The organism is Pseudomonas sp. P20 (assembly GCF_016463925.1).
Taxonomy (GTDB): Bacteria; Pseudomonadota; Gammaproteobacteria; order Pseudomonadales; family Pseudomonadaceae; genus Pseudomonas; species Pseudomonas aeruginosa.
The window spans coordinates 26,927-40,971 of record NZ_JAEMVM010000063.1 but is presented as its reverse complement, the minus strand read 5'-3'; the positions used below and the strand labels follow the sequence as shown (position 1 = coordinate 40,971).

The window sequence follows — 14,045 nt, the reverse complement described above, 5'->3', positions numbered from 1 at the left end:
AGAGGCTCCCTGAAAAATGACTTGCAAAGGAGTTGATAGGCGCCGCAGTGAAAAAGTTCAGAGGAAATCGCCGGGAAGAACCGACGCCCAGGCAGTGGGCGCCGGCTTCCGTGGCCTGCCTGCCGTCAGAACGCGTAGATCGCCGAAAGAATCGCCGTGCGACCGTCGCCGTACTCGATGGCCGAGGAGCGCGACTGGTTGCCGTACACCTGGCGCACCCGCTCGACGTAGGCCTTGTCGAACAGGTTGTCGAGGTTGAGTTGCAGTTTCAGGTCGCGCGTCGCCTGGTAGCCGAGCATCATGTTGTGCACCCAGTAGGCATCCAGCTTGCCGTTGTCCACCGAGGTGACGTTGCGCTGGCTGACGTAGCGTGCGCCATAGCCCAGGGTCACGCCCTCGGGCAGTTCGTAGGTGCTCCAGAGGCTCAACGAGCGCGGCGGGGTATTGCCCAGGGCCTGTCCCTCACGCTGCGGGTTGCTGGATTTCAGGGTTTCGCTGTCGAGGTAGGTGTAGGTGGCGAAGAGGTCCCAGTGCTCGTTCAGCTTGCCGCTGGCGCTCAGCTCCAGGCCACGCACGCGCTGTTCGCCGGCAAGCACGTAGCTGCCGTCGGCCAGGCGTTCGCGAGCGTCCTCCTTCTTCACCTGGAACAGCGCCGCGTCCAGCTCCAGGCGCCGTCCGAGGAACTCCCACTTGGTGCCCAGCTCGTAGGTGCTGTTCTTCTCCGGCGCCAGGCCTCCGGTCGCCTCGGTCACGCCCGAGCCGGTGGTGACCAGGTGTTCCGCCGAGGGGTTGAAGGAGGTGCCGTAGGAGAAGTACACCCGCCCGTTCTCCAGCGGCTTGAATACCAGCCCCGCCCGTGTGCTCAGCTTGCCGTCGGAACTGTCGGCGCGCACCGTCGGCTTGCCTGAGGGCGTGCTCCGCGAGGTGCCGTCGATCCAGTCGTAGCGCAGGCCCAGGCTGAGGTCCCAGCGCTCGTCCAGGGCGATGGTGTCGAAGGCGTACAGCGCCTTGACCTCCAGTTCGGTCCGGTTGCGCGCGCTGTCGCGCTTGTCGGTGGGGCCGTTCCAGTAGCCCGGCGGGTTGTGCAGGTCGAAGCCGTTGGCCGGGTAGAACTTGCCCAGGTTGTAGGAGTAGGTGGTGCGGTCGTAGGTCTCGCGGGACAGCTCGAAGCCGCCGATCAGCGTATGCGCCAGGCCGAAGGTGTCGAAGCGGCCGGTGAGGTTGGTCTGGTTGATCCACATCCGCGTCTTCGAATCGCGCCCATAGGCTTGCGGTCCCGCCGGCAGGTAGCGACCCGGCGGCAGGCCCTTCTGGTTGACGTGGGAGGCGGAGATCACCGTGTCCCGATGCAGGTGGGAATAGCGGATGAGGTTCTGCAACTGGAAGTCGTCGCTGAAATCGTGTTCGAGCTTGAGGGTGGCGACGTCGTTGTCGATCCGTTCCTCGTCCAGGTTGCGCCAGCCAAAATAATCGTGGCGGCTGACGCCGTCCAGCTTGCGCCCGTTCAGCGCCGGCACGCCATAGTCGGGAAGGTTGTCGTCGCGCTGGTGGAAGTAGCTCAGGGTCAGGCGGGTCGGGGTGTCCAGGCCGAAGGTCAGGGATGGCGCGATGCCCCAGCGCTGCTTGTCGATCTGTTCGCGCCCGGCGACGTCGTTGTGGTGGGCCATGAGGTTGAGGCGGAAGGCGGTCGATTCGCCAAGCCCTTCCAGCGGCTGGTTGGTGTCCAGGGTCAGGCGCCGGTAGCGGTCCGTGCCCAGTCCGGCGCCCAGGTGGGTGAAGGCTTCGGCCTTGGGCTGCTTGCTGACCATGTTGATGCTGCCGCCGCTGGTGCCGGCGCCGCCGAACACCGAGTTCGGTCCCTTGATCACTTCCACCGCCTCCAGGTTGAACAGGTCGCTGCGGCTGGTCTGGGCGCTGTCGCGCAGCCCGTCCACCTGCATGTTGGCGTTGGCGCTGAAGCCGCGGATGTTGATGCTGTCGCCGGAACCGCCGCCGCCCTCGCCGGCGTTGAAGGTGATGCCGGAGACGTTGGACAGCACCTGGCGCAGGCTCAGGGCGTTCTGCTCCTGGATCACCTTTTGCGGCACCACCGTGACGGTCTGCGGGGTATCCAGCAGCGGCACGGCGTACTTGGCCGAGGCCGAGCGTTCGACCCTGGACGACGCCTGCTCGCCGGTGACCGTGTCGGCTCCCAGTTCCAGGGGATCGTCCTTGCGCGCCGCGTCCTCGGCCAGGGCCGGCGAGGAGCAGGCGGCCATCAACAGCATCAGCGGCGCCAGCGGGCGTTTGGTGGGCAAGGGGGACGGCTCGTTGCGACGATCCATGAAGTACTCCATCTTGGTTATTGAGAATCATTGGCATTTGATTGATGGAGGGTTTTTTTCACAAGCCGGACAGCTCCGAAAAAGCTCCCGGAAAAATCTGATAACCAACGGCAGAGTCCCGGAACAGAGGGCTCGCCGCGCGGCCCTTCTGCCAGGCGGCGACCGCATCCCTGCCATCGCGCAGACAAAAAAAAGCCCCGCCAATCGACCGGCGGGGCTTTCCCTAAAGCGTGTCGCCTCAGAACAGCGAGGCGACCAGATGGGTGGCGGGCGCCACCTGGAAGTCGATGGACATCATCACGCTCAGCGCGGTGATGGCGACGATGGAGAAGGCGAACAGCTTGCGCGCCCAGACCCGGTCGTCGGCGGTCCAGTAGCCGGTCAGGGCGATGGCCAGCCACCACAGGCTCACCGCCACCGCCACCAGCAGATAGCCGTAGCCGGCGTAGCCGCCCAGGCACAAGGCGAGGGTCGCCGCCATGAAGGCGAGGATGTAGAGCACGATGTGGATCTTGGTCACCGCGATGCCGCGCGCCACCGGCAGCACCGGGATGCCAGCCGCCTCGTAGTCCTTCAGGCGGAAGATGGCGATGGCATAGGAGTGCGGCATCTGCCACAGGCAGAAGATCGCCAGCAGCGAGGCGGCGCCGGCGTCGAACTGGCCGCTCACCGCGCAGTAGCCGACCACCGGCGGCATCGCCCCGGAGAGGCTGCCGACCAGCGTGCCGTACTGCGAACGACGCTTGAACCACAGGCTGTACAGGCCGACGTAGACGAAGTAGCCGAAGCCGGCCAGCGCGGTGGTCAGCGGGTTGGTCCGCCACCACAGCAGGCCGAAGCCGGCGACCCCGAGGACCAGGCCGTGGGCCAGGGCAGCCTTCAGCGAGATCTGCCCGGTCACGGTGACTCGCCCGCGGGTCCGCTCCATGTGCCGGTCGATGTCGCGGTCGATGCAGTTGTTCAGCACGCACCCACTGGCGACCACCAGCGACAGGCCGATGACCGTGGCCAGCAACAGCATCGGCTCGACGCTGCCGCGGGCGGCGAGGAAGTATCCCCCCGCCACCGCGATCAGGTTGCCGAAGATGATTCCCGGCTTGGCCACCAGGAGATAGCGTTTCAGCTTCACGTCATGGCCCTCAGGGCATCGGCATCATCAGCATGTCGGCGCTGAAGATGATCCACAGCGAGAGACCGACCACCAGCAGGATGACGATCACCGTGAAGATGAACGCCATCACGTTCCAGCGCCCTTCCGACGACATGTTCATGTGCAGGAAGCAGATCAGGTGCACCACCACCTGCACCAGGCCGAGGACGACCATGGTGAGGATGGTCGCGTGGCGCGAGAAGCCGCCGTCCATGACCATGTAGAACGGGATCGCGGTGAGGATCACCGAGAGCACGAAGCCGATCGCGTAGGAACCCAGGCTGCCGTGGCCGGCGCCGTGGTTGTCGTGTGCAGCGCTGCTCATTACAGGGCCCCCATCAGGTAGACGACGGTGAAGACGCAGATCCAGACGATGTCGAGGAAGTGCCAGAACAGGCTCAGGCACATCATCCGGGTGTTGTTCTGCGCGGTGAGGCCGCGGGTCCAGATCTGCGCCATCAGCACCAGCATCCACAGCAGACCGGCGCTGACGTGCAGGCCGTGCATGCCGACCAGGGTGAAGAAGGACGACAGGAAGGCGCTTCGGCTCGGGCCGAAACCTTCGGCGATCAGGTGGTGGAACTCGTTGATCTCCATCCCGATGAACGCGGCGCCGAGCAGGAAGGTGACCCCGAGCCAGGCGATCGCCTGGCCCTTGGCGCCCTTGTGCGCAGAGAGCATGGCCAGGCCGTAGGTGCAGCTGGAAACCAGCAGGATGGCGGTTTCCACCAGCACGTAGGGCAGCTCGAAGATGTCCTTGCCGCTGGGGCCGCCGGCGGTGTGGTGAACCAGCACCGCGTAGGTGGCGAAGACGCTGGCGAACAGCACGCAGTCGGTCATCAGGTAGAGCCAGAAACCGAATACGGTGTTGCCGCCGCTATCGTGTGCATGATCGTGGTCGTGGCCCACTTCGTGGGCGTCGGCCAGATGCTTGTTCAATACTGCCGTCGACATGGTTCAGACCTGCTTGGCGAGTTGCTGGAAACGGGCGCTTTCGATCTTCTCGATCTCTTCGGGCTGGACGTAGTAGTCGACGTCCTGGTTGTAGCTGCGCACGATGAAGGAGCCGATCATGCCGACGAAGCCGACCGCCATGAGCCACCAGATATGCCAGATGGCGGCGAAGCCGAAGACGAAGGCGAACACGGCGATGGAGAAGCCCGCGGCGGTGTTCTTCGGCATGTGGATCGGCTGGTAGGCCGGCAGCTTGCGGTAGGCGGTACCGGCCTTCTTCATGTCGTGGAAGGCATCCACGTCCTGTACCTTCGGCAGCTCGGCGAAGTTGTAGAACGGCGGCGGCGAGGAAGTGGCCCATTCCAGGGTGCGGCCTTCCCACGGGTCGCCATTGACGTCGGCCAGTTGCTTGCGGTTGCGGACCGAGACGAACAGCTGGATCAGTTGGCAGGCGATGCCGCAGAAGATCAGCACGGCGCCGAAGAACGCGACCACCAGGTAGGGCTTCCACAGCGGGTTGTCGTAGTGGTTCAGGCGACGGGTCATGCCCATGAAGCCGAGGATGTAGAGCGGCATGAAGGCCATGTAGAAGCCCACCAGCCAGCACCAGAAGGAACGCTTGCCCCACTTCTCGTCGAGGGTGAAGCCGAACGCTTTCGGGAACCAGAAGGCGAAGCCGGCCAGGTAGCCGAATACCGCGCCGCCGATGATGGTGTTGTGGAAGTGGGCGATCAGGAACAGGCTGTTGTGCAGCAGGAAGTCCGCGCCCGGGATGGCCAGCAGGACGCCGGTCATGCCGCCGATGGTGAAGGTCACCATGAAGCCCAGGGTCCACAGGATCGGCGTGCTGAAGCGCAGGCGGCCCTTGTAGATGGTGAACAGCCAGTTGAACAGCTTCACCCCGGTGGGGATCGAGATCAGCATGGTGGCCACGCCGAAGAAGCCGTTGACGTCACCGCCCGAACCCATGGTGAAGAAGTGGTGCAGCCACACGGTGAAGCCGAGGAAGGTGATCGCGGCGCTGGCCCAGACCATCGACTTGTAGCCGAACATGCGCTTGCCGGCGAAGGTCGCGGTGACCTCGGAGAAGATACCGAAGGCCGGCAGGATCAGGATGTACACCTCGGGATGGCCCCAGGCCCAGAAGAGGTTGATGTACATCATGGCGTTGCCGCCGAGCTCGTTGGTGAAGAAGTGCATGTCCAGGTAGCGGTCGAGCGACAGCAGGCCCAGCGCAGCAGTGAGGATCGGGAACGAGGCGACGATCAGGATGTTGGCGAAGGTGCAGGTCCAGGTGAAGATCGGCATCTGCATCAGCTTCATGCCCGGGGCACGCATCTTGAACACGGTGACCAGGAAGTTGATTCCCGTGAGCAACGTGCCCATCCCGGATATCTGTAGCGCCCAGATGTAGTAGTCCACCCCTACCCCGGGGCTATAGGCCAGCTCCGACAGCGGCGGATAGGCCACCCAGCCGGTACGGGCGAATTCGCCCAGGCCCAGCGACACGTTGACCAGCATGGCGCTGACCACGAGCAGCCAGAAGCTCAGCGAGTTGAGGAAGGGGAACGCCACGTCGCGCGCGCCGATCTGCAGCGGCACGGCCAGGTTCATCAGGCCGGTCATGAACGGCATGGCCATGAAGATGATCATGATCACGCCATGCGCGGTGAAGATCTGGTCGTAGTGCTCCGGCGGCAGGTAGCCGTGGTTGGCGCCTTCGGCCAGGGCCAACTGGCCGCGCATCATGATCGCGTCGGCGAAGCCGCGGACCAGCATGACCAGGGCGACGACGATGTACATCACGCCGATCTTCTTGTGGTCGACCGAGGTCAGCCACTCGGTCCACAGGTAGGTCCACTTGCGGTAGTAGGTGATCGCACCGACCACGCCGAGGCCCAGCAGGGCGACGACGGCCAGTGTGACCATGACGATGGGCTCGTGGTAAGGCACGGCCGAGAGTGTCAGTTTCCCGAACATCTGCGCTTACTCCTGGGTACTCGGTTGCATGTGCATGTCCTTCATGTCTTTCATGCCCTGCATGGCTTGCATGTCCATGTCCTGCATGTCGTGACCGGTCATGGCGGCTTCGTGCTCAGCCCCGGCGTGCTCGCCGTGCGCGGCACCCTTGGCGTCGCCGTGGTGCTCGTACTTGGTGAGGATGTGGCCAAACAGTTCCGGGCTGACCGAAGAGAAGTAGGTCGGCGGAACGTTCTCGCTCGGCTTGACCAGTTCCGGATAGGTGCCGATCGACAGGCTGGCCGGTGCCGCCTTGACCTTGGCGACCCAGTCCTGGAAGCCCTGCTCGGAGGTGGCGATGGCCTTGAAGCGCATGCCGGAGAAACCGCCGCCGCTGTAGTTCGCGGAGATACCGTCGAATACGCCTTCTTCGTTGGCGATCAGGTGCAGCTTGGTCATCATCCCGGCCATCGAGTAGATCTGGCTGCCCAGCTGCGGGATGAAGAACGAGTTCATCACCGAATCCGAGGTGATCTGGAAATTCACCGGGGTGTCTTTCGGGAAGGCGATCTCGTTGACCGTGGCGATACCCTGCTCCGGGTAGATGAACAACCACTTCCAGTCCAGCGAAACGGCCTGGATGGTGACCGGCTTGACCTCGGAGTCCAGCGGACGGTACGGGTCGAGCTTGTGGGTGCTTTCCCAGGTGATCCAGCCGAGGATCGCGATGATCACGCAGGGCACCAGCCAGACCACCGCCTCGATGCGGTTGGAGTGGTGCCAGTCCGGCTTGTACTCGGCCTGGGTATTCGAGGCGCGGTACTTCCAGGCGAACGCCAGGGTCATCACGATCACCGGGATGACCACGATCAGCATCAGCAGGGTCGCGGTAATGATCAGGGTGCGCTCGTCCATGCCCACCTGCCCTTTCGGGTTGAACAGGGTCATGTCGCAGCCGCCGAGCAGCAGCGCGGGCGCCAGGGAAAGCCATTTCAATGCGGCAAACGGGTTTGCTTTGGTCATCTTCCGGCCTTAATCGATGGAAGGAGCGAGTGGTCGCTCATGGATGTCTCCTTGCAAGGCTTGTGGCGGAGACCGCTGGCTTCAGCCAGTTCCAGACATGCAGTCGCCGCCGGGGTACGGAACGGCCATTGCCCGGCCACGGGAGAAGGCAAGCGGATACCTTTCCCGATTCCGGTGGCGGACTCGTTCCACGCGCTGAGTCGTTCCTTGATGAACAGCGTTTTCGAAGCTGTGCCGGAAGAGGCCAAGGGCGGCCAAGGCACGTGCATGCCTGGGCGAGAAGGATTGCCCTTCCCGCCGGGTGATCAGGTCGCAGTTATCGGTCGGCTATTTGTTGTGCAACAGGCAAGGCAGGAACCCATTTATCGCGATGCGGAGCAGAGACTCGCGCGACGCTCGTTGGACCGAAACTGAGCGTCAGTTATTACAATTCATTTCAGCTGAGGAGCCTATGACACATCTTGCAATAGACTTTCTCAAACATAGATAAAGTAGGGCTTTTACCTGCCTGCGACAGGTTGTCGCAGGCCATACCCTAGCACAACAGTTGGAATACGCGAATATTCTTCGCTTCGAGCAGCATAACGCAAGGAAATCGCCCCCGCGCCAGCATCGTGACCCGAGAGTCAGCGTCTATCGGCCTGCAACTGTACCCCTGCCGTTCGTCCAGATGCGCCAACTGTATCCGCCGCCGGGCCGGCGCTAACGCGCAGGCGCCAGAGCAGCGCGGCGGCCAGCAGGGCGCTGGCTCCGGCCACCAGCATAGCCAGACGGAAGCCCTCGGCCAGCGCGGCCGGCAGCTCGGCGTCGAGCCCCGCCAGGGAACCAGGCAAGCGATGGGCCGTGATCGCCTGGGTGGCGAGCCGTTGCGCATCGGCAATCCCCAGCTCCTCCAGCCGATCGCCCAGGACGACGATCGCCCGCCCGCTCAGCAGCGCTCCCAGCAACGCGATGCCGACGGCCATGCCGGCCTGGCGCAGGGTATTCATGGTCGCCGAGGCCATCCCGGAACGCTCGCGGGCCACGCTCGCCATGACCGCCAGACCGGTGCCGGGAACGGCCAGGCCCATGCCCAGGCCGAGCGCCACCAGCAACAGGCCGACCCAGGGATACGCGGTTCCCGTACCGCAAGCGGCCAGCGCCAGCATGGCCAGGCCGATCACCAGGTAGCCCAGCACCAGCAGGCGTCGCAGCGGTACGTGCCGCTGCAACCGGCCGAACAGCATGGACAGTGCGCCCATGGCGAGGAACTGCGGCGCCAGGTAGAAGCCGGCCTGCTGCGCCGAGGCACCCTGCACCTGCTGGAAGAACAGGGAGAGGAAGAACAGGCTGGCGTAGCCGGAAAAACCGAGGACGAACGAGGCCAGGTTGCAGACGGCGAACCCGGCCTGGCGGAACAACCCCAGGGGCAGCAGCGGTCGGGCGGTCCGCCGCTCGACGAAGAGGAAGCCAAGCAGGCCGACCCCGGCCAGGAGCAGCGCCGGCCAGGCCGTGGGAGACAACCAGCCGCCCTCTCCCGCGGCGATCAGGGCGTAGGTCAACGCTCCCAGCCAGACCACGCTGAGCAACTGCCCCAGGGGATCGAAGGCGGCGTGCTCGGGGTGCGCGGTTTCCTCGATGCCCCACAGGCCCAGGGCGAGCGCCAGCAGGCCGAGCGGCAGGTTGATCAGGAAGATGCTCTGCCAGCCGGCGTGCTCCACCAGCAGGCCGCCGAGCAGCGGGCCGAGGATCAGCGACAGCGCGCTGAAGGAGGTCCAGCCGCCGATCACCTGGGCGCGCTGGCCGGGATCGTGGAAAGCCTGGGTAAGGATCGACAGCGCGCCGGGTATCAACAGCGCCCCGGCGATGCCCTGGACCGCGCGTCCGAACAGCAGCAGCGGCAGCGAGGTGGCCAGCGCGCAGAGCAGCGAACCGAAGCTGAACAGGCCGACCCCGAGCAGCCAGGTCAGCTTGCGACCGTAGCGGTCGCTCAGCGGTCCGGAAGACAGCATGAAGGCGCTCAGGCACAGCGCATAGGCGTCGACCACCCACTGCAGGCCGGCCAGGTCGGTATCCAGGGCGTACTGCAGCGTCGGCAGGGCGAGGTTGACGATGCTGATGTCGAGCGAGGCGATGAAGGTTCCCAGGTAAATGGCGGCGACCAGGGCGACACGACGCGAAGGGTTCATGGAGTACTCCGATGAGAGGGCGCTGGCCCAGGAATAATCCATTGACCGACGGTCAGTCAATAAATATCGCGAAACATTCTCATCTTCCTGTCATGCCTCGTCTTCCCCTCCACGCTCTTTTACACTGCGGCCAACCCAACCACCGGATCCGCGCTCCATGCCCGATCGCCACGCCGAACAGCCTGCCCGCCAACCGCGCACCAAGCCTGCGGAGGTTCGTCTCGAGGAACTGATGGCGGCGGCGCAGCAACTGTTCCTAGACAAGGGTGTGGACGCCACCACCATCAGCGACATCGTCGCTGCCGCGGGGGTCGCCAAGGGTACCTTCTATCACTACTTCCAAGCCAAGACCGACATCCTCCTGGCCCTGCGCGAGCGCTTCACCCAGGCTTTCCAGCAGCGCATCGCGAATGCCGTCGAGGCCTGTCCGGCGAACGACCATCCCGGCCGTCTGCGCGCCTGGACCGAGAGCGGCCTGGCGGGCTACCTGGAGGGCTACCGGCTGCACGATGTGGTCTACAGCGAGCACCATCACCACCAGCGCGGCAACCAGGAGCGCGACCGCGTGCTGGAGCAATTGGCGGAGCTACTGGAGAACGGCGCGGCGGCCGGCGCCTGGCCGCTGCGCAACCCACGGCTGAACGCCCTGCTGCTCTACTCCGGGCTGCATGGCGCCGCCGACGACGCCATCGCCGGCGGCCGCCTGGATACCCAGCCGCTGGCCGGCGAACTCGCCGATGCCTTCCTGCGCCTGCTCGGTGCCAGCGACTGAGGCAGGCTCAGCCGCAGAAGGTTTCCTGCAGGTGGCGCCAGTACAGCCGCCCTTCGTCGTCACGGTGCAGGACTACGGTGGACAGGCGCTCGCTGCGACCCGCCGCGTCGGACTGGATTTCCCGATAGGCCAGGGTCGCGCCATCCACGCCTGAAGCCAGCAGACTCTCGCCGTCGATCTCGATGCGCAGCCCAGGACGGGTGCCGCCCTTGCTGCGGAACAGCTCGCCCAGAGCAGTCTTGTCCAGGACCACGCCATGCGGCGTGACCATCGAGAAGTCCTCGGCGAAACGCGCCATCAACGCATCCAGCGCGTCAGCCCGTGAGTCGCCGGCCAGCCAGTCGCGGATCGCCACGTGGGCATGGTGGATTTCCCGGCGGTAGGCACAAGTCATGGTGTAGCTCCTTTCAGGTCTGGACCAGGGCGCGAACCCCGGCGGAATCGATACGCCTCACCCACGGCAGAGGCAATAGCGTGAAAGCGGCGGCGAACAGGAAGCAGTGGACGAAGGCCGCGGGGTCGGCCCGCGCCTGCAACAGGTTGAGCAACCCACCGAGCACGGCCATGCCCAGGCAGAACGCCAGTTGCCGATTGATGTTCCACAAGGCGCTGGCATGGCCCATGCGCGCCGCCGGGACGTCGAGCAAGGCCATGCCCTGTGCCGCGCTGCTACACAGGCTGCCGCCGAATCCCATGGTCGCGTAGGCCCCCGCCAGTTGCCAGAAGCCGCTCCCCTCCCCGCTTCGAGCCAGCCACAGCAGGCCGCCGGCCTGTATCGCCATGCCCGCCAGCAGCAAGGATTTCGGCCCCCAGCGATTGAAGCGTCGCCGGGTCAGGCCGATGGCCAGGCCGGCCGCCAGCGCCCAGGGCAGCATCAGCGCACCGGCACGGCTCGCGCTGAGGCCGAGGGGGCCTTGCAGATAGAGCATGGCGACCAGGTTGGCGCCCATGAAGGCTCCCGGCACGCAGAGATAGACCAGCATCGCCGTACGCAGCAATGGCGCCTCCAGCAAGCCAAGGTCGAGCAGCGCGTCGGTACGAGCGCGCCCGTCACGCCAGTAGCAGCAGCCCAGCACGCAGGCCAGCAGCGCCAGGAGCAGGCCACGCCCGCCGCCGCCGGGCGATCCCAGCCAGGCGAGCGCCACCAGCAGCGTGGCCAGCGCCGCCGAGCCGAGCAGCAGGCCGCGCAGGTCCAGGCGCTGCGCCGCATGCTTGTGCCTGGGCAGCCAGCGCATCGCCAGGGCCAGCACCAGCAGCGCCGGCGCCACGCTGGCGAAGAAGATCCCACGCCAGGACAGGCTGTCCACCAGCCAGCCGCCGAGGGCAGGCGCCACGGCGGGAACGATCAGCGCCACCAGCATCACCCGTGCGGTCAGGCCGGCCCGTGCCGACGCCGGGACATTCCGATAGGCCATGGCCTGGCCGAGGGGGATCAGCAACCCGCCGGCCAACCCCTGGCACAGGCGCCAGACGATCAACGTCGCCGCCGATCCAGCCAGGCCGCAACCCAGCGAAGCGCTGGCGAAACCGGCCAGTGCCAGCAGCATCAGTCGCCGTTCTCCCAGGCGCGAAGCGAGCCAGACGCTCAACGGAATCACCAGGGTCAAGCCGAGCAGGTAGGTGTTGCCGATCCACGCCAGGGTCGCCACCGAAGCGCCAAGGGAACGCCCGATGTCCGGGTAGGCGACGCTGGCGATGAAGATGTTCACCAGGTCCAGGGCGAACCCCAGAAGGTACAAAGTGGCCAGGCGGGACGGTTGATTCATGGGCGCTCCGGAGGTTTGCCGGGGAGCATAGCGAGGCGCTCGCGCTATCTGGAGAGGCTAATCGCGCATAGACTGTCAAATCGAATTTGACAATAGGGTCGCCTTCCATGGTCAGCCTCGACCGCTTCGAAACCTTTCGCGCCGTGGTCGACTGCGGTTCCCTCAGCGCCGCCGCCGACACCCTCGGCCAGACGCGTGCGGTAGTCAGCTTCAACCTCAAGCGGCTGGAGGCCGAGCTGGGCGTTTCTCTGCTCAGCCGCAGCACCCGGCGGATGGCCCTGACCGATGCTGGCGAACGCTTCTACCAGCGCTGCGTGAAGGTGCTCGACGAGGCGCGCCTGGCCATCGACGACGCCCGCGCCGAGCATGGCGAACTGCGTGGCAGCCTGCGCGTCACCACCACCCAGGAATACGGCCTGCGCCAACTGGTGCCGGCCCTGCAGGCATTCGCCCGGCTGCACCCGGCGTTGCAGGTACAATTGTCGACCTCATCGCTGCATGCCGACCTGATTGGCGAACGCTTCGACGTCGCCATCCGCCTGGGGCGCCTGGAGGACTCCACCCACCATGCGGTGCAACTGGCCAGCTTCGAGGTCCTGGCGGTGGCCAGCCCGGCCTGCCTGGCGGCGCTCGGCGAACCGCCGCCGACCGACCTGGAGAGTCTGGAGCGCCTGCAGAATCTCGGTCACAGCCGGCTGGCGGACTCCCTGCCCTGGCAAGTACGCGCCCCCGACGGCGCCCTGCGCAGCTACCGCGGACCGCGCCATCCCATGCTGCTGGCCGACAACGCCGCGGCCCTGCGCGCCTTTGCCCTCGACGGCCTGGGTATCGCCGTGCTGCCGGACTGGCTGGTGCAGGCCGACTTGCGCTGCGGCGCACTGCAACGCCTGCTGGCGGACCACGGGTTTCCGCTCCAGGGCGTGCATGCCGTTTATCCGCCGACCCGCCACCTGCCGTCGAAGGTCCGCGCGTTCATCGACTTCCTCAAGACTCGCCTGGGGCACCCGGACGCCGGTTAGAAAACCGAGGCCGCCGCGGTTGCCCGCGGCGGCCTCGGCACAGACGTGGCTCAGTTACCCTGCGGCATCTCGCCGCGCGCCAGGCGCGCATTGATGTCGCGGACCACCGCCGGCAGCTCGGCGATGGTCTCGATCAGGTAGTGCGGACGCGAACCTTCGAACATCTGTTCGATACGCGTCCGCTCGCGCTCCAGTTCGGCCGCCGGCAGCGCCTTGTACTGCTCGTAGGTGAGGCCCAGGGCATTGCCCGAGCAGGTCAGCGCCACCGTCCACATCCCGGCGCGGCGCCCTTCGAGGATACCCGGCCAGGTGTCGTCGACCTTCACGCAGGCCGCCACATCGTCGATCCCCAGGGCGATCACGTTGGCCAGCGCCTGGGCCGGCCATGGCCGGCCGTTGGGCACTTCGTCGGTGGCCACCACGTGGTCGGCGACGTAACCGTTGGTCTCGGCCAGGGCTACCACCTTCTCCATCACCACCGCCGGATAACCGGAACAGGAACCGATCTTCAGGCCCATCCCGCGGAGTTCGGCGATCGCCTGCAGGGCGCCGGGGATCAGCGCCGAATGTTCGGCGATCTTTTCGATCTGCAGCGGCATGAAGCGCTCGTAGATGGCGGTGACATCGTCGTCGCTGGGCAGGCGGCCGAAGACGGCGCGGTAGCGCTCGGCGATCGCCGGGATGTCGCAGAGGGTGCGGATGTGGTCCCACTTGCCCATTCCCATCGGACCGCGCGCTTCCTCCAGGCTGACCTGGACGCCGAATTCGGCGAAAGCCTCGACGAAGATCTGGGTCGGCGCGAAGGAGCCGAAATCGACCACGGTTCCCGCCCAGTCGAGGATGGCGGCCTGGAGGGTGGCTGGCTGGTTGTAATTCATTGTCGTGAACCCTTTTCTGCTCGTTGTCGTTC

The 14,045-nt window shown here is 65.8% G+C and carries 12 protein-coding genes; 2 read left to right on the top strand and 10 right to left on the bottom strand.

Going from position 1 to position 14,045, the window contains the following annotated elements:
* Positions 1-125: 125 nt before the first annotated feature.
* From JHD77_RS31025 to JHD77_RS30995, 7 genes are all read right to left on the bottom strand, one after another.
* Entirely contained in the window at positions 126-2,324 is a 2,199-nt protein-coding gene (locus JHD77_RS31025) for a TonB-dependent receptor (RefSeq protein WP_003082728.1), read from the bottom strand.
* Positions 2,325-2,562: 238 nt separating this feature from the next.
* Positions 2,563-3,453 carry a heme o synthase gene (cyoE, locus tag JHD77_RS31020; RefSeq protein ID WP_003082726.1) on the bottom strand — a complete coding sequence of 297 codons (891 nt, stop codon included), beginning with the start codon at positions 3,451-3,453 and terminating at the stop codon, positions 2,563-2,565.
* A 10-nt stretch (positions 3,454-3,463) separates the two neighbouring features.
* On the bottom strand, positions 3,464-3,799 hold the full coding sequence (gene cyoD, locus JHD77_RS31015) for a cytochrome o ubiquinol oxidase subunit IV (protein WP_003109258.1): 336 nt from the start codon (positions 3,797-3,799) through the stop codon (positions 3,464-3,466).
* Positions 3,799-4,428: a cytochrome o ubiquinol oxidase subunit III gene (cyoC, locus tag JHD77_RS31010; protein ID WP_003086858.1), complete on the bottom strand. Its 630-nt coding sequence runs from the start codon at positions 4,426-4,428 to the stop codon at positions 3,799-3,801. Before cyoC ends, cyoD begins: the two co-directional genes overlap by 1 nt.
* A 3-nt stretch (positions 4,429-4,431) precedes the next feature.
* Positions 4,432-6,408 (bottom strand): cytochrome o ubiquinol oxidase subunit I, encoded by a 1,977-nt coding sequence (gene cyoB, locus JHD77_RS31005; RefSeq protein ID WP_003082705.1) that lies wholly within the window; start codon positions 6,406-6,408, stop codon positions 4,432-4,434.
* A gap of 6 nt (positions 6,409-6,414) precedes the next feature.
* The gene (cyoA, locus tag JHD77_RS31000) at positions 6,415-7,410 is read right to left on the bottom strand and encodes a ubiquinol oxidase subunit II (RefSeq protein WP_003082702.1); all 996 of its coding nucleotides are present in this window, start codon (positions 7,408-7,410) and stop codon (positions 6,415-6,417) included.
* 626 nt (positions 7,411-8,036) lie between these two features.
* Complete coding sequence (locus JHD77_RS30995; RefSeq protein ID WP_003082699.1) at positions 8,037-9,578, bottom strand: MFS transporter; 1,542 nt, start codon at positions 9,576-9,578, stop codon at positions 8,037-8,039.
* Positions 9,579-9,735: 157 nt separating this feature from the next.
* On the opposite strand from JHD77_RS30995, the gene JHD77_RS30990 reads away from it, so the two are divergent.
* Entirely contained in the window at positions 9,736-10,350 is a 615-nt protein-coding gene (locus JHD77_RS30990; protein WP_003082696.1) for a TetR/AcrR family transcriptional regulator, read from the top strand.
* A 7-nt stretch (positions 10,351-10,357) separates the two neighbouring features.
* On the opposite strand, the gene JHD77_RS30985 is transcribed toward JHD77_RS30990, so the two are convergent.
* On the bottom strand, positions 10,358-10,744 hold the full coding sequence (locus tag JHD77_RS30985; protein ID WP_003082694.1) for a DUF4440 domain-containing protein: 387 nt from the start codon (positions 10,742-10,744) through the stop codon (positions 10,358-10,360).
* Between the two features lie 13 nt (positions 10,745-10,757).
* Complete coding sequence (locus tag JHD77_RS30980; RefSeq protein WP_003082692.1) at positions 10,758-12,116, bottom strand: MDR family MFS transporter; 1,359 nt, start codon at positions 12,114-12,116, stop codon at positions 10,758-10,760.
* Positions 12,117-12,223: 107 nt separating this feature from the next.
* Here JHD77_RS30980 and JHD77_RS30975 point away from each other — a divergent pair, with 107 nt between their 5' ends.
* The gene (locus JHD77_RS30975) at positions 12,224-13,135 is read left to right on the top strand and encodes a LysR family transcriptional regulator (RefSeq protein WP_003082689.1); all 912 of its coding nucleotides are present in this window, start codon (positions 12,224-12,226) and stop codon (positions 13,133-13,135) included.
* A gap of 50 nt (positions 13,136-13,185) precedes the next feature.
* Here the strand turns inward: JHD77_RS30975 and phnX are convergent, their stop codons facing one another.
* The gene (gene phnX / locus JHD77_RS30970; RefSeq protein ID WP_003100114.1) at positions 13,186-14,013 is read right to left on the bottom strand and encodes a phosphonoacetaldehyde hydrolase; all 828 of its coding nucleotides are present in this window, start codon (positions 14,011-14,013) and stop codon (positions 13,186-13,188) included.
* Between the last annotated feature and the right edge of the window lie 32 nt (positions 14,014-14,045).